This window comes from Chromobacterium sp. Panama (assembly GCF_003052555.1).
Classification (GTDB): domain Bacteria; phylum Pseudomonadota; class Gammaproteobacteria; order Burkholderiales; family Chromobacteriaceae; genus Chromobacterium.
Genome location: NZ_QARX01000001.1, coordinates 1,771,899 through 1,791,275 on the forward strand (window position 1 = coordinate 1,771,899; position 19,377 = coordinate 1,791,275).

Consider the following 19,377-nt stretch of genomic DNA (forward strand, 5'->3'; position numbering starts at 1 on the left):
CCGCTCAGCCCTCCACCAGCCGATAGCCGACTCCGGTCTCGGTGAGGATGTGGCGCGGCATCGCCGGATTGTCTTCCAGCTTCTGCCGCAGATGGCCCATATAGACGCGCAGATACTGGTTGTGCTCCGAGAACGATGGCCCCCATACCGCCAGCAGCAGCTCGCGATGGGTGATCACCTTGCCGGCGCTGCGTATCAAGGTGGACAGCAGCCGGTACTCTATCGGCGTCAGATGCACCGCCGTTTCCGCCTTGGCCACCTGCCGGTTGACCAGGTCCACCTTGATGTCGCCGAACTGGAACACCTGTTGCGCGGCGGCGCTGCCGTGGGTGCGGCGGCGCAGCAGCACGCGGACGCGCGCCAGGCATTCGGCCACGCCGAAGGGCTTGGTCAGATAGTCGTCGGCGCCGGCGTCCAGCGCGGCCACCTTCTCGGTTTCCTGGGTGCGCGCGGACAAGACCAGGATGGGCAGATCGGTCCATTCGCGCAGCTGTTTGATGGTGTCCTGGCCGTTCATGTCCGGCAGGCCCAGGTCCAGGATCACCAGGTCCGGCTTGCGGGTGGCCACTTCGATCAGGCCTTGCTTGCCGGTTTCCGCCTCGTGGACGGTCAGGCCTTCTTCTTCCAGCGCCGCGCTCAGAAAGCGGCGTATCGGTTTTTCGTCTTCAATGACGACGATGCTGATCGGTGCGTCTTGCATGGTCATGGTTTTCTTTTGAGTTAGGGCGTCTCATCCGGCGGCAGCGCCGGCGCTTGACCGGCCGGCAGGCTGAAGCGGAATTCCGCGCCGTGCGGCGAGCGGTTGCGCGCGCTGATGCGGCCGCCGTGGATTTCCACGATGGAGCGGCAGATCGCCAGGCCCAGCCCCACGCCGGGGGTGCTGGACTCCGCCGCGCCGCGCGAGAATTTGTCGAAGGCGCGCTGTTCCATATTGGGCGGCAGGCCGGGGCCGTCGTCGCTGACCGACACCAGCACCTCCGCGCCTTCGCGCCGCGCCGCCAGCGTGATGCGGCTGCCCGGCGGCGTGTATTTGCCGGCGTTTTCCAGCAGGTTGACCAGCACCCGCTCCAGCAGCACGGCGTCGTATTCCAGCACCGGCAGGTCCGGGTCCAGTTCCAGCTTCAGTTCCCGGCCGCGCAGGCCGCGTTCGGCGGCGCGCAGCGCGCTGCCCACCACCTCGTCCAGCATCTGCCATTCCTTGTTCAGCTTGACGCCGGATTGCAGCCGCGCCATGTCCAGCAGATTGGTCACCAGCTTGTTCATGCGCAGCGCTTCGTCCTGGATGGCGGCGGCGATCTCGGCGCGCTGATCGTCGTCCACATTGGGCGAGCACAGCCGCTCGGACAGGCCGGCCATGGTGGTCAGCGGTGTGCGCAGATCGTGGGACACCACGGACAGCACGCTGTTGCGCAGCCGCTCGGACTCCATCGCCACGATGGCGTCCTGCGCCACTTCCACGTAATGCACGCGCTCCAGCGCCAGCGCGATCTGGGCGGCGCAGGTTTCCAGCAGTCTTTGCTGTTCCGGCAGAAAGGCCTGATCGGTGACTTCCGGCAGCAGCGCGATCACGCCGCGGTTGCGCATCGGCGCGCGCAGCGGCACGTAGAGCGCGGCGTTGGCGGGCAGGGTGTTGGTGCCGAGGCCGGCCGGCTGCTGATGATCGTAAACCCATTGCGCGACGCCGATGTCGGCATGGCCGCGGTCTTCGCCGGCCAGGCGCAGTTCGTCGCCGCTATTGGGCAGGAACAGGTTGACCTTGGCGGCGAACAGCGGCTCCAGCCGGCCGACGGCGGTGTCCACGATCTGGGCGGCGGTGAGCGCGCCGGCCAGTTCGCGGCCCAGATCGTACAGCGCGCGGGTGCGGCGTTCGCGATAGGTGGAGATATTGGCGGCGAAGCGCAGCCGGGCGGTGAGCTGGCTGATGATGGCGGCCACCAGCAACATCACCACGAAGGTCATCAGGTACTGGGTGTCGGTGACGGCGAAGGACATCTGCGGCGGCACGAAGAAAAAGTCGAAGGCCGCCACCGACAGCAGCGAGGCCAGCATGCCGGGGCCGCGGCCGTAGCGCACCGACACCAGCACCACCACCAACAGGTAAATCATGATGTCGTTGGCCAGCGCCACATGGGGAATCAGCAGGCCGGCCAGCAGCGTGGTCAGCAGGCAGGCGACGGCGGCGGCGATGTAGCCGGCGCGGGAGCGCGGGCTGTCCTGCTCTTCGAACAACAGGCTGGCGCCGGTCTTGGCGGCGCCGGCGTCCTCCGCTTCCAAGTCGTGGGCCACCACGTAGAGATCGATGTCGCCGGAGCGGCGGCTCAGCTCGTTGACCAGGGTAGGGCGCCACAGCCGCGACCAGCGGCCGCGGACGGATTTGCCGACCACCAGCTTGGAGACGTTGCGGCTGCGGGCGTAGGCCAGCAGCGTGGGCGCCAGTTCGTTGCCGCCCAGCACCGTGGTTTCCGCGCCCAATTCCTGCGCCAGCCTCAGGCCCTTGAGCACGCGGGCGCGCTGCTCCTCGGACAGTTTTTGCTGGCGCGGCGTTTCCACGTAGACGGCGATCCAGTCCGCGTCCAGATTGGCGGCCAGGCGCTTGGCGCTGCGGATCAGCTTGTCGATGCCGGCGCTGGCGCCGACGCAGACCAGCAAGCGCTCGCGCGCGTGCCAGACGGGGTTGATGGACTGGTCGGCGCGGTAGGCGCGCATCTGCGCGTCCACGCGGTCGGCGGTGCGGCGCAGCGCCAGTTCGCGCAAGGCCAGCAGATTGCCCTTGCGGAAGAAGTTCTTCACCGCGCGCTCGGCCTGCTGCGGCAGATAGACCTTGCCGGCGGCCAGCCGGCCCAGCAGCTCGTCCGGCGGCAGGTCCACCAGCGCCACTTCGTCGGCGCGGTCGAACACGTGGTCGGGCAGGGTTTCGCGCACCACGATGCCGGTGATCTGTCCGACCACGTCGTTCAGGCTTTCCAGATGCTGGACATTGAGGGTGGTGTAGACGTCGATGCCGGCGGCCAGCAGCTCCTCCACGTCCTGCCAGCGCTTGGGGTGGCGCGAGCCGGGCGCGTTGGAGTGGGCGAATTCGTCCATCAGGATCAGCTGCGGCCGGCGCGCCAGCGCCGCGTCCAGATCGAACTCGGACAGTTCGTGGCCCTTGTAGGCGATCCGCCGCGGCGGCAGCAATTCCAGGTCCGCCAGTTGCGCCTGGGTTTCCTTGCGGCCGTGGGTTTCCACCACGCCCACCAGCACTTGCACGCCTTCCTGGCGCCGGGCGCGGGCCGCAGCCAGCATGGCGTAGGTCTTGCCGACCCCGGCGCAGGCGCCGAAGAAAATCTTCAGCCGGCCGCGTTGGGCGTCCAGTTCTTCGCGTTTCAGTTCATCCAGCAGCGCGTCCGGATCGGGACGGATGTCGGGCATGGCTTGTCCTGTTTTTTAGCCGCGGAAGCCGGGAGATTCCGCGGCTCGTTCTTATCAGCCGCGCCGCTGGTCCAGCGCCAGGTTCAATTCCAGCACATTGACGCGCGGCTCGCCAAGCAGGCCGAAGGTTTCGCCTATCACCCGGCTCTCCACCAGCTTGCGCAGCGCGGCCGGCTCCATCTTGCGGGCGGCGGCGACGCGCTCCAACTGGTAGAAAGCCGCGGCGGCGGAAATTTCAGGGTCCAGGCCGCTGGCCGAGGCGGTGACCAGGTCCACCGGCACCGGGCCGGTCTGTCCCGGATGGGCGGCGCGGATGCGTTCCACATTGGCCTTCACCGCGTCCAGCTGCGCCGGGTTGGTGGGGCCCAGGTTGGAGCCGCCGGACCCGCCGGCATTGTACGGCATTGGGCTGGTGGCGGACGGGCGGCCCCAGAAATATTGCGGGCCGGTGAAGTTCTGGCCTATCAGCCGCGAGCCGACGATCTTGCCGTCGCGTTCGACCAGGCTGCCGTTGGCCTGGAAAGGGAACAGCGCCTGGGCGGCCCCGGTGGTGAGCAAGGGATAGGCGAGGCCGGTGATCAGGGTCAGGCCGCCGAACACCACCAGCAGCGGGCGTAACAGTTTCATTTGCTTTGTCCTTTCAGTGCTTATGCCAGGCTCAGCGCGCCCAGCAGCATGTCGATCAGCTTGATGCCGGCGAAGGGCACCAGCAGGCCGCCCAGGCCGTAGATCAGCAGGTTGCCGCGCAGCAGCTCCGCCGCGCTCTTGGCTTGATACTTGACCCCCTTCAGCGCCAGCGGGATCAGGAACACGATGATGACGGCGTTGAAGATCACCGCCGACATGATGGCCGAGGCCGGGCTGTTCAGGCCCATCACGTTCAGCGCGTTCAATTGCGGATAGGTGCTGGCGAAGGCGGCCGGAATGATGGCGAAGTATTTGGCCACGTCGTTGGCGATGGAGAAGGTGGTCAAGGAGCCGCGTGTCATCAGCATCTGCTTGCCGATTTCCACGATCTCGATCAGCTTGGTGGGGTTGGAATCCAAGTCCACCATATTGCCGGCTTCCTTGGCCGCCTGGGTGCCGGTGTTCATTGCCACCGCCACGTCGGCCTGGGCCAGCGCCGGCGCGTCGTTGGTGCCGTCGCCGGTCATCGCCACCAGCTTGCCCTCGGCCTGATGGCTGCGGATCAGCTTGAGCTTGGCTTCCGGCGTGGCTTCGGCCAGGTAATCGTCCACGCCGGCCTCGGCGGCGATGGCGGCGGCGGTCAGCGGGTTGTCGCCGGTGATCATCACCGTCTTGATGCCCATCTGGCGCAGCTCGGCGAAGCGCTCCTTGATGCCGCCCTTGACGATGTCCTTCAGTTCGATCACGCCCAAGGCGCGATTGCCTTCCGCCACCAACAGCGGGGTGGAGCCGCGGCGGGCCACTTCATCGGCGCTTTTCGCCAGCGCGTCCGGGAACTGGCCGCCCAGTTCGGCGATGTGGCGGCGGATGGCGTCGATAGCGCCCTTGCGGATCCGGCGGCCATCGTAGTCTATGCCGCTCATCCGGGTTTGCGCGGTGAAGGGGATGAACGCGGCTTCATGGCTGGCCAGCTCGCGCTGGCGCAGATTGAACTGCTTCTTGGCCAGCACCACGATGCTGCGGCCTTCCGGGGTTTCGTCGGCCAGCGAGGCCAGCTGGGCGGCGTCGGCCAAAGCCTGTTCGCTGATGCCGGGCGCCGGAATGAAGGCCGAGGCCTGGCGATTGCCCAGGGTGATGGTGCCGGTCTTGTCCAAGAGCAGCACGTCCACGTCGCCGGCGGCTTCCACCGCGCGGCCGGAGGTGGCGATCACATTGGCGCCCATCATCCGGCTCATGCCGGCCACGCCGATGGCGGACAAGAGGCCGCCGATGGTGGTGGGGATCAGGCATACCAGCAAGGCCACCAGGGTGGTGATGCCGATGGGCGAGCCGGCCTTGGCCGCTTCCACGCTGAACAGCGAGAAGGGCAGCAGGGTGACGGTGACCACCAGGAAGACGATGGTCAGCGCCACCAGCAGGATGGTCAGCGCGATCTCGTTCGGCGTTTTCTGGCGCTTGGCGCCTTCCACCATGGCGATCATGCGGTCGAGGAAGGTTTCGCCCGGGTTGACGGAAATCCGCACCACGATCCAGTCGGACAGCACGCGGGTGCCGCCGGTGACCGAGGAGAAATCGCCGCCGGCCTCGCGGATCACCGGCGCGGATTCGCCGGTGATCGCGGACTCGTCCACCGAGGCCACGCCTTCGATCACCTCGCCGTCCACCGGGATCACGTCGCCGGCTTCCACCAGCACATAGTCGCCCTTGCGCAGGCTGCTGCCGTCGATCACGGTCTTGCCGGCGTCGTGGCTGGGGCCGGACAGCTTCTTGGCCACCACGTTTTTCTTGGCCGAGCGCAAGCTGGCCGCCTGGGCCTTGCTGCGGCCCTCGGCCAGCGCTTCGGCGAAGTTGGCGAACAAGACGGTGAACCACAGCCACAGCGCCACCGCCAGGATGAAGCCGGACGGCGCCTCGCCCTGGCCGGCCAGGGACTGAACCCACAGCGCGCTGGTCAGGATGCTGCCGATGTAGACGACGAACATCACCGGGTTGCGCCACTGGGCGCGCGGCGACAGCTTCTTGAAGGAGTCGACGATGGCCGGTTTCACCAGGCTGGGGTCCAGCATGGATTTGGCCGCGCTCCTGTGGCCCGCTTGAACGGGCTGGGCGGCCGGCAGTTTGGAATGATTGATATCGTTCATTTTATGAGTCCTCCCGCAAGGTTCAGCGACCGCTGATCATCTGCAATTGCTCGACGACCGGGCCCAGCGCCAGCGCGGGAACATAGTTGAGCGCGCCCACCAGCAAGACGGTGCCTATCAGCAGCACCACGAACAGCGGGCCATGGGTGGGCAGGGTGCCGCCGGTGACGGCCAGCCGCTTCTTGGCGGCCAAGGAACCGGCGATGGCCAGGATGGGCACGATCATGAAGAAGCGGCCGAAGAACATGGCCACCGCGGTGGCGACGTTGTAGAAGGGCGTGTTGGCGGACAGGCCGGCGAAGGCGCTGCCGTTGTTGTTGGCGGCCGAGGTGAAGGCGTACAACACCTCGCTGAAGCCGTGGGCGCCGGGGTTGAGGACGCCGGCCTTGCCGGAGGCGGCCAGCACCGCGATGGCGGTCAGCGTCAGCACCAGAACCGGGGTGACCAGAATGGTGATCGCCGTCATCTTCATCTCATGGATTTCTATCTTCTTGCCCAGGTATTCCGGGGTGCGGCCCACCATCAGGCCGGCGATGAACACCGCCAGGATGGCGAAGATCAGCATGCCGTACAGGCCGGAGCCGACGCCGCCGAACACCACCTCGCCCAACTGCATCAGGAAGGTGGGCACCAGGCCGCCGATCGGGGTCAGCGAATCGTGCATGGCGTTGACCGCGCCGCAGGAGGCGGAGGTGGTCACCGCGATGAACAGCGAGGTGTCGATGACGCCGAAGCGGGTTTCCTTGCCTTCCATATTGCCGCCGGCCTGCAAATGGCTGGCCTGCTGATCCACGCCCATTGCGCTCAGCTGCGGCACGCCGGCCTGCTCTGCGCCGGTGGCCGTCACGACCGCGCAGACGAACATCACCGTCATCGCGGCGATGATGGCCCAGCCTTGACGCTGGTCGCCCACCATGCGGCCGAACACGAAGCACAGCGCTGCCGGGATCAGGAAGATGGCCAGGCTTTGCAGGAAGTTGCTCAGCGGAGTGGGGTTTTCAAACGGGTGCGCCGAGTTGGCGTTGAAGAAGCCGCCGCCGTTGGTGCCCAGCAGCTTGATCGCTTCTTGCGAGGCCACCGGCCCCATGGGCAGCGTTTGCTGCTGGGTGCTGGCGTCCGCCATCACCGGCTTGCCGTCGGCGCCCAGGACCGCGGTGCCCTGAGCATCGGTCTTGGCCTGCTGATAATGGGTGGTTTCCACCGTCTGCGCGTTTTTATAGGCGGACAGGTTCTGGATCATGCCTTGCTGGCTGAAGGCCAGCGCGAACACGAAGGACAGCGGCAGCAACACGTAGAGAGTGAAGCGGGTGACGTCCACCCAGAAGTTGCCGATCTTGGCCGAGCCGTGACGGACAAAGCCGCGCACCAGGGCCAGCACCACCGCCGCGCCGGTGGCGGCGGACAGGAAGTTCTGCACCGTCAGGCCCAGCATCTGCACCAGATAGCCCATGGTGGATTCGCCGCCATAGCCTTGCCAGTTGGTGTTGGTGACAAAGGAGATCGCGGTGTTGAACGCGGAATCCGGCGCCACAGCGCCCATGCCTTGCGGGTTGAACGGCAGCCAGCCCTGCAAGCGTTGCAGCAGATACAAGGCCAGCGCGCCCAGTACATTGAACAACAGCAAGGCGACGGCGTAGCCGCGCCAGCCCATGTCTTCGTCCGGCTTGACGCCGGCCAGCCGGTAAAAGCCGCGCTCCAGCGGCGCGAACAGGCGCAGGGGGCCGACATTGTCGCCCTGCATCACGCGGGCGATATAGGCGCCCAGCGGCCAGGCCAGCGCCAGCAGCACCAGCAGGAACAAGCCCAGCTGCAAGGGTGCGGCCGAGCCGATGAAATTGGCGAACATGATTAAAAATTCTCCGGCTTAAGCAGTGCGTAGATCAGATAGCCAAGCAGGCCCAGCGCGATCAGCGCGCTGAGCAGATACCAGACGCTCATTCCTTTTCTCCCAGTTTCCGGCAGCCGGCGACGAAGCCGCAGGCCAGCACGCCGAACAACAGGACGAGTCCCAGATAGACGACATCCATCATGAAAATCTCCATTTGAATCAGTAATGGAAAGGTACTGAAGCCGGCGTCAAAAACCCGATAAAAGCCGTTGGATAGAGATAAAAATCGCGTAAAAATCGATGGGAAATCGCCGTTTGGCGCAAATTCGGACGGATTTCGGCGGGAAAAGGAATTTTCTTTATGCGCGCGGAGGCGGAGACGCAGGGGACAACGGGCGGACGACCGGCGTCGCTGGACGCGGGCGCGGCGGCGGGAAACGAAACGGGCGGCTCGGCACAGGCGGCAAGCGCGCTGTCCGCTTCAAGGCAGGGAGGTTGCGGCGTGGCGTATGGCTGGGCCGCTAACCGTCAACAGGCGGCAAGCCGCCAGTGGGCAAGGTGTTCAGAACAGGTCGTCGCAGCGGTCGGCCAGGAATCGGGCATCGTCCCGATCGTGCGCGCGCTGGCGCACTTTCTGCTGGCGCGACCTCTCAGCATCACTCAACTGAGGCTTGGCGACCGCATAGAGAAAACTCTCGTGCTGGTCTCTAGCCTGCTTTCTGCGAACACTCAGAGGAATACGGGAAGTCATCATCCTTGCACCTCTCGGTCACGTACTTGTGTGAGGCCAGGGCAAACCCTGACCCTTTGACATTGACGCTATTTTCGCGATTTGTAAAGCCCTGTTTGCTTGTGATTAGGAGCAAATCGGACTTGGGCATTCCAGCGGACTCCGCCCACGCTACCGGCGCGATGTTACCGCAGCATGATGGAGCGGGCGTCCGGGGCAAGTCTTTGAGGTAAATCACTTTTCGAATAATGTTGTTTCGAAACGGTATAAATCGTTATATGAAACTGGCGTAGCATGCCGCTATCGAATGGCGCGGCCAAGGAGCGGTTTTATGGAGTGGGGGTATGCGATCGCGGGTTTGGCGGTGGGCTTCATCGTTGGTCTGACCGGCGTGGGCGGCGGTTCGCTGATGACGCCCATCTTGCTGTGGTTCGGCATCTCTCCGGCCACCGCGGTGGGCACGGATCTCTTATACGCGGCCTTGACCAAGATGGGCGGAGTGACGGTGCATCATCGCCAAGGCCATGTCGATTGGCGCATCGCCGGCTGGCTGACCGCCGGCAGCGTGCCGGCGGCCCTGCTGGTGCTGGCCGGTCTGTCCTATCTGCATCTGCCGGAAAAAATGTTGGACACCCTGTTCAAGCTGGTGCTGGGCGTCGCCTTGCTGCTGACCGCCGCGGCCATCCTGGGCAAACCCTTGCTCTTGCGCTGGCTGGGCCGCGCCGGCGCGGCCAGCCCGTCGTTCGAGCCGCGGATAGGCTTGACCGTGGCCACCGGCGTGGTGTTGGGCGTTTTGGTCACGCTCAGTTCCATCGGCGCCGGGGCCCTGGGCACCCTGGCCTTGTTCCTGCTGTATCCGGCCTTGCCGACTTCGCGGCTGGTGGGCACCGAAATCGCCCACGCGGTGCCCTTGACCCTGGTGGCCGGTCTGGGACACGCCGGGCTCGGCAATGTGGATTTTCCGCTCTTGCTCAATCTGCTGGCGGGCTCCCTGCCCGGCATCTGGCTGGGCAGCAAGCTGACGCGGCGGCTGGCGGAGGGCTGGTTGCGGCCGGCGCTGGCGGTGATGCTGGCGGTGATAGGCGGCAAGCTGGTGTTGTGAGCCGCGGCGCGGCATGAAGGGACAGGGCGGCTCAGGCCGCCTTTTTTCATGGCCGCGCGCAAAAAAAACGCCCTGATCGGAGAGGCGAGCAGGGCTGAAATGCAAACAACAAAAGGAGAAGCCATCATTAAGCCTCTCAATATTAGTATTTCGTAATCCTGATGCCCTTGACCTGGAGCAAGAAAGCGGCGGCAGCCAAGGCCGACGGCGTGGAAGACAAAAAAAGACCGCGCAGCGCGCGGTCTGTTGACGAGAGTTGGGAGGCTTAGAACCTGTTTACGATCTGCTGCGCGTCGGCGATACGGCGTTGAAAACGTTTTCGAAATGCTCATGTACCACGCGTACATTCCGCTTTCTCAGCCGTTTTCTCCTTGTCTTGCCTTAGCTCGCGAGATCGCAAACACGTTCTTACAGCTTAGCCGCCACCCAGGCCTGTACGCCGGCCAAGGCCGCCGCCAGGTTTTCCGGCTGGGTGCCGCCGGCCTGGGCCATGTCCGGACGGCCGCCGCCCTTGCCGCCCACTTGCTGGGCGACGAAGTTGACCAGCTCGCCCGCCTTGAGCTTGGAGGTGAGGTCGGCGGTGACGCCGGCCACCAGCGCCACTTTGCCGTCGCCCTTGGCGGCCAGCACGATGGCGGCGGAGCCCAGCTTGTCCTTCAGCTTGTCCAGGGTTTCGCGCAGCGCGTTGTTGTCCGCGCCCGGCAGTTCCACCGCCAGCACCTTGACGCCGTTGACGTCGGCCGCGCCGTCGGCCAGGCTGTCGCCGGCGGAGGCGGCCAGTTGGCCCTTGAGTTTGGCCAGCTCTTTTTCCAGGGTCTTGACGTTGTCCTGCAAGCTGCCGATCTTGGCGGCCACTTCGTCCAGCGTCTGCGCTTTCAGCGCGCCGGCCGCCTCTTTGAGCAGGGCGTCCTGAGCCTGGATGTGGGCGATGGCGCCTTCGCCGGTGACGGCTTCGACGCGGCGCACGCCGGCGGCGACGCCGCTTTCCGCCACGATCTTGAACAGGCCGATGTCGCCGGTGCGCTGCACATGGGTGCCGCCGCACAGTTCGGCGGAGAAGTCGCCCATGGTCAGCACGCGCACTTCATCGCCGTATTTTTCGCCGAACAGCATCATCGCGCCGGATTTCTGCGCGGCTTCCATGCTCATCACTTCGGCCTTGACCGGCAAGTTGTGGCTGATCACGCGGTTGACCACGCGCTCCAGCTCGGCGATCTGTTCTGCGCTGACCGGTTCGCCGTGGGCGAAGTCGAAGCGGGTGCGCTCCGGATTCACCAGCGAGCCCTTCTGCGCGACATGGTCGCCCAGCACGTGGCGCAGCGCCGCGTGCAAGAGGTGGGTGGCGGAGTGGTTGCGGGCGCTGGCGGCGCGCGCGTGCAGATCGATGGTGGCGGTCACGCTGTCGCCGACGGCCAGGCGGCCGCGGGCCAGCTTGCCTTTGTGGCCGAACACCGCGGCCTGGATCTTCTGGGTGTCGTTGACGTCGAACAGCGCGCCGATGCCGCCTTGCAGCGAAATCTCGCCCACGTCGCCGACCTGGCCGCCGCCTTCGGCGTAGAAGGGGGTGTCGTCCAGCACCACGATGCCTTCTTCGCCGGCTTCCAGCGCGGCGACGGCCTCGGTGCCCTTGAACAGCGCCAGGACCTTGGCGTCGGTGCTGGCGGAATCATAGCCGTGGAAGCAGGTGTCGGCACCGCTGTAGCTGACCTTGCCGGTCATCTTGAAGCTGGAGCCGGCGCGGCCGCGCTCCCGCTGCGCTTCCATCGCGCGCTCGAAGCCTTCCAGATCGGCGTGGATGTCGCGTTCGCGGCAGATGTCGGCGGTCAGGTCCACCGGGAAGCCGAAGGTGTCGTAGAGCTTGAAGATGGTGTCGCCGTCAAGCTTGGTCTTGCCGCCTTCCAGCGCGGAGTCCACCAGGCCCATGCCGATTTCCAGCGTCTCGGCGAACTTGATCTCCTCGGCGCGCAGCGCGTCTTCGATATGCGCCTGCTTTTCCCGCAGTTCCGGATAGGCGTCGCCCATCTCGGCCACCAGGTCGGCGACGATCTTGTGGAAGAACAGGCCTTTCTGGCCCAGCTTGTAGCCGTGGCGGATGGCGCGGCGGGCGATGCGGCGCAGCACGTAGCCGCGGCCTTCGTTGGACGGCAAGATGCCGTCGGCGACCATGAAACAACAGGCGCGGATGTGGTCGGCGATCACTTTGAGCGACGGCACGTCCTGGCTGTAGGCCATGCCGGTTTCGCGCGCGGCGGCGCGCACCAGGCAGGCCAGCGCGTCGGTCTCGTAGTTGGACTTGACGTGTTGCAGCACGGTGGACAGGCGTTCCAGACCCATGCCGGTGTCGACCGACGGCTTGGGCAGCGGATGCAGGGTGCCGGACTCGTCGCGGTTGAACTGCATGAACACGTTGTTCCAGATTTCCATGAAGCGGTCGCCGTCTTCGTCCGGGCTGCCCGGAGGGCCGCCGGCCACGCTCGGGCCGTGGTCGTAGAAGATCTCGGTGCAGGGGCCGCAGGGGCCGGTGTCGCCCATGGTCCAGAAGTTGTCGGAGGCGTACGGCGCGCCCTTGTTGTCGCCGATGCGGATGATCTTGTCGGCCGGCAGGCCCACGCTCTTGTGCCAGATGTCGTAGGCTTCGTCGTCGGAGGCGTAGACGGTGACCAGCAGCTTGTCCTTGGGCAGGTTCAGCCATTGCTCGCCGGTCAGGAATTCCCAGGCGAAGGTGATGGCGTCCTGCTTGAAGTAATCGCCGAAGCTGAAGTTGCCCAGCATTTCGAAGAAGGTGTGGTGGCGCGCGGTGTAGCCGACGTTTTCCAGGTCGTTGTGCTTGCCGCCGGCGCGCAGACATTTCTGGCTGGTGGTGGCGCGGGTGTAATCGCGTTTTTCAAAGCCCAGGAACACGTCCTTGAACTGCACCATGCCGGCGACGGTGAACATCAGCGTGGGGTCGTTGCCGGGGATCAGGCTGCTGGAGGGCACCACCTGATGGTTTTTGCCGGCAAAGAAATCCAGGAATTTCTGGCGAATTTCAGAGGTTTTCATGTTTGATTTCGTAAGATTGCGAATTCTGGGCCGCTTTGGGGGCTTGAACCCAGAGCGGCGCGGACAGCTGATTGTGTCAAGCCGCGCCGGCGCTGGCAAGGGTTTCGGCGCGGCGCTTGAGCGCCTGGTTCATCAATTCGAAACCCTTGCGCGTGTCGGCCAGCAGCGTCTGGCCGAACAGCGGCAGCAAGAGGCCGCTGAAAGTTTCGCCGTGATGCAGGCGGGTGCCGCCGTTTTCCAGCGCTTCCAGGCGAAAACTGTGGCGGCCGTCCAGCAGGCCGGGCAGCAGCGCGCGCCCCAGCCACACCAGCTCCTCCGCCGTTTGCAAGACTTCCAGCCGCGGGCGGAAGGTCAGCCGCGGCCGGCCGGGCGGATGGATGCTGACCACCAGGCGAGACCCTATCTGCTGGCGGCCGTGCAGGCCGACGATGAAGGGGTTCCATTCCGGGTAGGCTGCCCAGTCGCACAGCACGCGCCAGACCGCGGACGGCGCGGCGTCTATGTCGATATGGGTGGCGATGCCGCGCGTTTGCATGCTCAGTCCTCGTCGGAGGGAAAGTCGTCGTCGGCGGCGCCGCTGAGCACCTTGCCAATCACGGACATCGGGAAGCCGCGTCCGGCCAGGAAGCGGATCTGGCGCGCGCGCTCCTGCGGCGTGTCCGGCAGCTGGCCGAACTTCTTCCGCCATTGCGCCTGGGCGGCGGCAAGGTCGTCGCGGCCTTGCAAGGCGTCGCGGATCAGTTCGGCGTCCACGCCGCGTTGACGCATTTCCTGTTGCAGGCGGCGGCTGCCGTAGCGCTGGCCCTTGCTGTCGGCGAACTGCTGGGCGAAACGCTGATCGGACTGCCAGCTGTGTTCGGCCAGATCATCCAGCAAGGCCGTCAATTGTTCCGGGCTCTCCGCAAACGGAGCGAGCCGCCGCTCCAGCTCCCGCCGCGTGTATTCGCGGCGGGACAGGAGATCGACGGCTCGCGCCCTCAGGCTTTTTTCCATTCAGGGAATCAGGCGTCGAGCGCGTCGTCGGCGAACTCTTCGTCCGGCTGGCCTTCGGTGATTTCCACTTTGATGCCCACCGCGTCGCGGATCTTGCGTTCCACTTCAGCGGCGATTTCCGGGTTGGACTTCAGCCATTCGCGGGTGTTGTCCTTGCCCTGGCCGATCTTCTGGCCGTTGTAGGCGTACCAGGCGCCGGATTTGTCGATGAAGCCGTGCTTGACGCCCAGTTCGATGATCTCGCCCTGACGGGAGATGCCCTCGCCGTAAAGGATTTCGAAATCGGCCTGGCGGAACGGCGGCGACACCTTGTTCTTCACCACTTTGACGCGGGTGTCGTTGCCGATCACTTCCTCGCCCTTCTTGATGCCGCCGGTGCGGCGGATGTCCAGGCGCACGGAGGCGTAGAACTTCAGCGCGTTGCCGCCGGTGGTGGTTTCCGGGTTGCCGAACATCACGCCGATCTTCATGCGGATCTGGTTGATGAAGATCACCAGGGTGTTGGTGCGCTTGATGTTGCCGGTCAGCTTACGCAGCGCCTGGCTCATCAGGCGGGCTTGCAGGCCCACGTGGCTGTCGCCCATCTCGCCTTCGATTTCAGCCTTGGGCACCAAGGCGGCGACGGAGTCGATCACGATCAGATCGACGCCGCTGGAGCGCACCAGCATGTCGCAGATTTCCAGCGCCTGCTCGCCGGTGTCCGGCTGCGAGATCAGCAGGTCGTCGACCTTGACGCCCAGCTTTTGCGCATATTGCGGGTCCAGCGCGTTTTCCGCGTCGATGTAGGCGCAGGTGCCGCCCAATTTTTGCATCTCGGCCACCGCTTGCAGACACAGGGTGGTTTTACCGGACGACTCCGGGCCGTAGATTTCCACCACGCGGCCGCGCGGCAGGCCGCCGACGCCCAGCGCCAGGTCCAGACTCAGCGAGCCGGTGGAGACCACTTGCAGGTTTTCGTTGATCTGGTTGTCGCTCATGCGCATGATCGAACCCTTGCCAAACTGTTTTTCAATTTGGGCAAGGGCCGCGGCCAACGCTTTGCTCTTGTCTTCGGATGCCATGCTGTCTCCAGTGTGGGGGGCGCTAAACAAAATGAATGCTCGGCCAGCGGCGGGCCGCGTCCATGGCGGCGGGGAAAACCCGATGCCGGACAGGGGTTTGCGCGGCGCCGGCGGGCTTGCCCCGTCGCGCTCACGCTTGCCGCGCCGATAGCCGAAAAGATGCCGTCGATTATCTCATAAAGCCTTGGCCAACGGCAGAGCCGCTTGCCGGCGATACCGTCCTTCGGGACGGGAAACCGCGATCTCGCTTGAAAAAGTTGTGATTGCGACCACTTTTACAAGTGTCCACCCTGTGTACAATGAAGCCATCATGATGAACGAACGCGCGCAACACCTGCTCAAGGTCCTGATCGAACGCTACATCGTCGACGGCCAGCCGGTGGGGTCCAAAACCCTGTCCATGCTGCCCGGCGTCGAGCTGTCGTCCGCGTCCATCCGCAATGTGCTGGCGGAGCTGGAGGCGATGGGGCTGATCGCGGCGCCGCACACCTCGGCCGGCCGGGTGCCCACCGCGCGCGGCTACCGCATGTTCGTCGATCGTCTGCTCACCATCCGGCCTTTGGAAGAGGCGGCGCTGCACGAGCTGGAACTGAATCTGCAGCCGGACAGCCCGCAGCGCATCGCCCAGTCCGCGTCCTCCTTGCTGTCCGAGCTGACGCATTTCGCCGGCGTGATCGTCACGCCGCAGCGCTCCGACATCGCTTTTCGCCAGATCGAATTCCTGCGCCTGTCCGAGCGGCGGGTGCTGATGATCTTGGTGACGTTGGACGGGGACGTGCAGAACCATCTGCTGACCACTGAACGCGATTACACGCCGTCGGAATTGATAGAGGCCGGCAATTTCATCAACCAGCATTACGCCGGCCAGGGGCTGGATCGCATCGCCAGCCGGGTGGCGGACGAGTTGCGTCAGCTGCAGGGCGACATCGCCGAATTGATGTCGGCGGCGATCCGCCTGGGGCAGAGCTCGATGGCGGCCAGCAGCGCCGCGGTGGTGGTGGCCGGCGGTAGCCGGCTGCTGGAGGTGAGCGACCTGTCCGAGGACTTGTCGCGGCTGCGTCAGTTGTTCAGCGTGTTCGAACGCAAGACCGAGCTGCTAAAGCTGCTGAACCAGGGGCGGGAAGCGCAGGGCGTGAACATTTTCATCGGCGAGGAGTCTGGCGTGATGACGCTGGACGAATGCTCGGTGGTGACCGCGCCTTACCGGATCAACGGCCAGGTGGTCGGCGCGCTGGGCGTGGTCGGTCCCACCCGGATGGCTTACGAGCGGGTGATCCCTATCGTCGACATTACCGCGCGCCTGGTGTCCAGCGCCTTGTCGTTCCGGGCCTAACACCCGTGCGCCGGCCGTGCGCCGGTTTTGGCCGCCGCAAGGCTTGACGCGAGGTCTGCGGCTATAGTTTTCGCGCCGCGTTCTTCGAGGAGCGCGGCTAAGTCAAAAACGCTTATTCAGAAACCAGCCCATGAAATCTTTGCTTAAACTGGCCCCGTTGGTGGCTCTGTTCTCCTTCCCGCTGGCGCAGGCCGACGCGGCCTTTCTGGCGCGTCCGGACGTGCAGCGCTATATCGACGAGCAAGTGGCCGGCGGCCAGTTCAACCGCCCGGAGCTGGAGGCGGTGTTCGCCAATGTCGAACTCAAGCCCAACATCATCAAGATTCTGGACAAGCCGTCCACCTCGCGCCCCTGGTATCAGTTCCGCAATTCCACGGTGGGGGAAAAGACCATTGCCGACGGCGTGGCGTTCTGGCGCGCCAACGCGGCCGCGCTGACGCGGGCCGAGCAGCAATACGGCGTGGCGCCCGAGCTCATCGTCGCCATCCTGGGCGTGGAGTCCCATTACGGCCGCAACACCGGATCGTTCCGTCTGGTGGACGCCTTGTCCACCATAGGCTTCGATTATCCGCGCCGCGCGGAATTCTTCCGCAAGGAGCTGACCGAGTTCCTACTCCTGGCCAAGGAGGAGGGCAAGGACCCGCTGACGCTGAAGGGCTCCTACGCCGGCGCGATGGGCTGGCCGCAGTTCATGCCGTCCAGCTTTCGCAAATGGGCGGTGGATTTCGACGGCAGCGGCCACCGCGACATCTGGAGCGATCCGGACGACGCGATCGGCAGCGTGGCCAATTACTTCCAGCGCCACGGCTGGCGCCACGGCGACGACGTGATCCTGCCGGCCAGCGTGCAGCCGGGGCCGCAGATCGATCAGCTGATCGCCGACAAATTCAATCTGCACTACACCGTGGGCGAGCTGAAGAAAATGGGCGTGACGCCGCAGTCGCCGGTGGCCGACGACGTGCCGGCGGTGCTGGTGCCGCTGGAAACGGCGCCGGGCGTCACCGAATACTGGCTGGGCCTCAACAACTTCTTCGTGATCACCCGCTACAACCGCAGCACGCTGTACGCCAAGGCGGTGCAGGAAATCGCGGATCAGCTGCGCCAGCGCTATCTGGCGGGCCAGGCCGCGGCCCAGCCGTGACGCCGCGCGCCGCCCGCCGCGGCGGCGCGAAACCTGTCGCCACGCGCGGCAATTGCCATTAAAATCCGCCCCCATGAGCTATCAAGTCCTTGCCCGTAAGTGGCGTCCCAAGCGCTTTGCCGATCTGGTCGGCCAGGAGCACGTGGTGCGCGCCTTGACCAACGCCCTCAAAGAACAGCGTCTGCATCACGCTTATCTGCTGACGGGGACGCGCGGGGTGGGCAAGACCACCATCGCCCGGATTCTGGCCAAGAGCCTGAACTGCGAAACCGGCACCACCGCCGAACCCTGCGGCGAATGTTCGGCTTGTCGTCAGATCGACACCGGCCGCTTCGTCGATCTGCTGGAGATCGACGCCGCGTCCAACACCGGCATCGACAATATCCGCGAAGTGCTGGAAAACGCCCAGTACGCGCCGACGTCCGGCCGCTTCAAGGTCTACATCATCGACGAAGTGCACATGCTGTCCAAGAGCGCCTTCAACGCGATGCTGAAGACGCTGGAGGAGCCGCCGGCCCACGTCAAATTCATTCTGGCCACCACCGATCCGCAGAAAGTGCCGGTCACGGTGTTGAGCCGCTGTCTGCAGTTCTCCTTGCGCAATATGACGCCGCAGCAAGTGGCCGGCCATCTGGCCCACATGCTGGATGTGGAGGGCATCGCCTACGAGACGCCGGCGCTGGCCTTGCTGGGCCGCGCCGCCTCCGGTTCGATGCGCGACGCGCAATCGCTGCTGGACCAGGCCATCGCCTACGGTCTGGGCGAGGTGAAGGAAGACGGCGTGCGCGCGATGCTGGGCGCGGTGGACCGCCGCTATCTGTTCGCCTTGCTGCAGGCCTTGGCCGCCGGCGACGGCCCGCAGCTGATGGCCGAGGCCGACGGCCTGGCCGAGCGCGGGGTCAGCTTCGAAGGCGCTTTGAGCGAACTGGCGGTCTTGTTGCAGCAGCTGGCGCTGATGCAGACCGTGCCGCAGGCGGTTGCCCAGGACGAGCCGGAGCGCGACGCGCTGCAGGCGCTGGCGGACGCCATTGCGCCGCAGGACGTGCAGCTGTATTACCAGATCGCCATCCACGGCCGCAAAGACCTGGCGCTGGCGCCGGACGAGCACGCCGGTTTCAATATGACCCTGCTGCGCATGCTGGCCTTCCATCCGGCCAACGCCCGGGCTGAAGCCGCGCCTCCGCGCCCGGCCGCCGGCGCGCCGGCTCGCCCGCAGCCGCCGCAAGCGCAGCCGGTCCCGGCCGCGCCGGGAGGCATTTCGCCGGCCGCGCGGGCCTTGCAGGCCGCCGGCCTGAGTTCGCCGGCGCCGCGGCAATCCGCGCCGCAGCCGGTTCAGGACAGCGCGCCGGCGGCGGAACCCGAACCCGAGCCTGCCGCGCCAGAAGCCAGGCCGCCTGCGCCGGCCGTGCCGGTCCGTCAAGCCGCGCCGCCGCCCGAGCCGGAGCCCGAGGAGGAAGACGCGTCGGACGACGGCGACGTCAGTCCCGACGAGGTGCCCTGGGATCAGGGCGCGGCGGCGGACGAGGAGATGCCGTCCTATTTGCAGGCGCCGCCGGAGGAGCCGGCCGACTATCGCTTCGACGGCGACTGGCAGGCGCTGGTGACCGAACTGGGCGTCAAGCTGGGCGCGGCGCGCATGCTGGCCCATAATGCGGTATTGAAGGACTGGGACCAGGAACGCCTGGCGCTGGCGGTGCCGGAGAGCTTCCGCCACATGACCAGCCGCGATTACCAGGACAAGCTCAAGCTCGCCTTGAGCGAGCGCTTTGGCCGGCCGGTGGAATTGGCGGTGACGGTGGAAGAGCTGGGCCTGGAGACGCCGGCGATGAAAGACGCCCGCCATCGGCAGGAGCAGTTGGACATCGCGCGCGAGAATATGAAAAACGATCCGGTGGTGCAGCAAATGGTGCGCGAATTCGACGCGACGCTGCTCATCGAAACCATTCAACCCGTGAAGGAGTGAAACGA

At 65.6% G+C, this 19,377-nt stretch carries 15 protein-coding genes; 4 read left to right on the forward strand and 11 right to left on the reverse strand.

From position 1 onward, the window contains the following. Positions 1 to 4: 4 nt before the first annotated feature. The 7 genes from kdpE to DB032_RS08020 form a co-directional block, all read right to left on the reverse strand. The gene (gene kdpE / locus DB032_RS07990) at positions 5 to 700 is read right to left on the reverse strand and encodes a two-component system response regulator KdpE (protein WP_107801747.1); all 696 of its coding nucleotides are present in this window, start codon (positions 698 to 700) and stop codon (positions 5 to 7) included. Positions 701 to 720: 20 nt separating this feature from the next. Next, positions 721 to 3,411: a sensor histidine kinase KdpD gene (locus DB032_RS07995; RefSeq protein WP_107799006.1), complete on the reverse strand. Its 2,691-nt coding sequence runs from the start codon at positions 3,409 to 3,411 to the stop codon at positions 721 to 723. Positions 3,412 to 3,465: 54 nt separating this feature from the next. Further along, on the reverse strand, positions 3,466 to 4,038 hold the full coding sequence (kdpC, locus tag DB032_RS08000; RefSeq protein WP_107799007.1) for a potassium-transporting ATPase subunit KdpC: 573 nt from the start codon (positions 4,036 to 4,038) through the stop codon (positions 3,466 to 3,468). Positions 4,039 to 4,058: 20 nt separating this feature from the next. Next, positions 4,059 to 6,104 (reverse strand): potassium-transporting ATPase subunit KdpB, encoded by a 2,046-nt coding sequence (gene kdpB, locus DB032_RS08005; protein WP_199226008.1) that lies wholly within the window; start codon positions 6,102 to 6,104, stop codon positions 4,059 to 4,061. A gap of 97 nt (positions 6,105 to 6,201) precedes the next feature. After that, positions 6,202 to 8,025: a potassium-transporting ATPase subunit KdpA gene (gene kdpA, locus DB032_RS08010; protein ID WP_199225848.1), complete on the reverse strand. Its 1,824-nt coding sequence runs from the start codon at positions 8,023 to 8,025 to the stop codon at positions 6,202 to 6,204. Between the two features lie 2 nt (positions 8,026 to 8,027). Beyond that, a complete protein-coding gene (kdpF, locus tag DB032_RS08015; RefSeq protein ID WP_019103745.1) occupies positions 8,028 to 8,117 on the reverse strand; it encodes a K(+)-transporting ATPase subunit F in 90 nt (29 codons plus the stop codon). A 452-nt stretch (positions 8,118 to 8,569) separates the two neighbouring features. Next, positions 8,570 to 8,761 (reverse strand): hypothetical protein, encoded by a 192-nt coding sequence (locus tag DB032_RS08020; protein ID WP_146176613.1) that lies wholly within the window; start codon positions 8,759 to 8,761, stop codon positions 8,570 to 8,572. Between the two features lie 307 nt (positions 8,762 to 9,068). Here DB032_RS08020 and DB032_RS08025 point away from each other — a divergent pair, with 307 nt between their 5' ends. Next, the gene (locus tag DB032_RS08025; RefSeq protein WP_107799009.1) at positions 9,069 to 9,839 is read left to right on the forward strand and encodes a sulfite exporter TauE/SafE family protein; all 771 of its coding nucleotides are present in this window, start codon (positions 9,069 to 9,071) and stop codon (positions 9,837 to 9,839) included. 408 nt (positions 9,840 to 10,247) lie between these two features. On the opposite strand, the gene alaS is transcribed toward DB032_RS08025, so the two are convergent. The 4 genes from alaS to recA form a co-directional block, all read right to left on the reverse strand. Beyond that, complete coding sequence (gene alaS / locus DB032_RS08030) at positions 10,248 to 12,881, reverse strand: alanine--tRNA ligase (RefSeq protein ID WP_107799010.1); 2,634 nt, start codon at positions 12,879 to 12,881, stop codon at positions 10,248 to 10,250. A 76-nt stretch (positions 12,882 to 12,957) separates the two neighbouring features. Beyond that, entirely contained in the window at positions 12,958 to 13,416 is a 459-nt protein-coding gene (locus DB032_RS08035; RefSeq protein WP_107799011.1) for an SRPBCC domain-containing protein, read from the reverse strand. 2 nt (positions 13,417 to 13,418) lie between these two features. Then, a complete protein-coding gene (recX, locus tag DB032_RS08040; RefSeq protein ID WP_107799012.1) occupies positions 13,419 to 13,874 on the reverse strand; it encodes a recombination regulator RecX in 456 nt (151 codons plus the stop codon). Between the two features lie 8 nt (positions 13,875 to 13,882). After that, a complete protein-coding gene (gene recA, locus DB032_RS08045) occupies positions 13,883 to 14,935 on the reverse strand; it encodes a recombinase RecA (RefSeq protein ID WP_043591738.1) in 1,053 nt (350 codons plus the stop codon). A 310-nt stretch (positions 14,936 to 15,245) separates the two neighbouring features. Between recA and hrcA the strand changes: the two genes are divergently transcribed. The 3 genes from hrcA (at position 15,246) to dnaX (ending at position 19,372) form a co-directional block, all read left to right on the forward strand. Beyond that, positions 15,246 to 16,268 carry a heat-inducible transcriptional repressor HrcA gene (gene hrcA, locus DB032_RS08050; protein ID WP_107799013.1) on the forward strand — a complete coding sequence of 341 codons (1,023 nt, stop codon included), beginning with the start codon at positions 15,246 to 15,248 and terminating at the stop codon, positions 16,266 to 16,268. A gap of 130 nt (positions 16,269 to 16,398) precedes the next feature. After that, positions 16,399 to 17,409, forward strand: coding sequence for a lytic murein transglycosylase B (gene mltB, locus DB032_RS08055; RefSeq protein ID WP_107799014.1), 1,011 nt, complete (start codon positions 16,399 to 16,401; stop codon positions 17,407 to 17,409). 73 nt (positions 17,410 to 17,482) lie between these two features. Then, positions 17,483 to 19,372 carry a DNA polymerase III subunit gamma/tau gene (dnaX, locus tag DB032_RS08060; RefSeq protein WP_107799015.1) on the forward strand — a complete coding sequence of 630 codons (1,890 nt, stop codon included), beginning with the start codon at positions 17,483 to 17,485 and terminating at the stop codon, positions 19,370 to 19,372. Positions 19,373 to 19,377: the final 5 nt, after the last annotated feature.

Excerpts from the sequence above, each read along its gene's own strand:
- hrcA (WP_107799013.1), top strand. The coding sequence starts at position 15,246 with ATGATGAACGAACGCGCGCAACACCTGCTCAAGGTCCTGATCGAACGC.
- DB032_RS08020 (WP_146176613.1), bottom strand. The coding sequence starts at position 8,761 with ATGATGACTTCCCGTATTCCTCTGAGTGTTCGCAGAAAGCAGGCTAGA.
- DB032_RS07995 (WP_107799006.1), bottom strand. The coding sequence starts at position 3,411 with ATGCCCGACATCCGTCCCGATCCGGACGCGCTGCTGGATGAACTGAAA.
- dnaX (WP_107799015.1), top strand. The coding sequence starts at position 17,483 with ATGAGCTATCAAGTCCTTGCCCGTAAGTGGCGTCCCAAGCGCTTTGCC.
- kdpE (WP_107801747.1), bottom strand. The coding sequence starts at position 700 with ATGCAAGACGCACCGATCAGCATCGTCGTCATTGAAGACGAAAAACCG.
- kdpA (WP_199225848.1), bottom strand. The coding sequence starts at position 8,025 with ATGTTCGCCAATTTCATCGGCTCGGCCGCACCCTTGCAGCTGGGCTTG.
- kdpB (WP_199226008.1), bottom strand. The coding sequence starts at position 6,104 with ATGCTGGACCCCAGCCTGGTGAAACCGGCCATCGTCGACTCCTTCAAG.
- recA (WP_043591738.1), bottom strand. The coding sequence starts at position 14,935 with ATGGCATCCGAAGACAAGAGCAAAGCGTTGGCCGCGGCCCTTGCCCAA.
- kdpF (WP_019103745.1), bottom strand. The coding sequence starts at position 8,117 with ATGAGCGTCTGGTATCTGCTCAGCGCGCTGATCGCGCTGGGCCTGCTT.
- alaS (WP_107799010.1), bottom strand. The coding sequence starts at position 12,881 with ATGAAAACCTCTGAAATTCGCCAGAAATTCCTGGATTTCTTTGCCGGC.
- kdpC (WP_107799007.1), bottom strand. The coding sequence starts at position 4,038 with ATGAAACTGTTACGCCCGCTGCTGGTGGTGTTCGGCGGCCTGACCCTG.
- DB032_RS08025 (WP_107799009.1), top strand. The coding sequence starts at position 9,069 with ATGGAGTGGGGGTATGCGATCGCGGGTTTGGCGGTGGGCTTCATCGTT.
- recX (WP_107799012.1), bottom strand. The coding sequence starts at position 13,874 with ATGGAAAAAAGCCTGAGGGCGCGAGCCGTCGATCTCCTGTCCCGCCGC.
- DB032_RS08035 (WP_107799011.1), bottom strand. The coding sequence starts at position 13,416 with ATGCAAACGCGCGGCATCGCCACCCATATCGACATAGACGCCGCGCCG.
- mltB (WP_107799014.1), top strand. The coding sequence starts at position 16,399 with ATGAAATCTTTGCTTAAACTGGCCCCGTTGGTGGCTCTGTTCTCCTTC.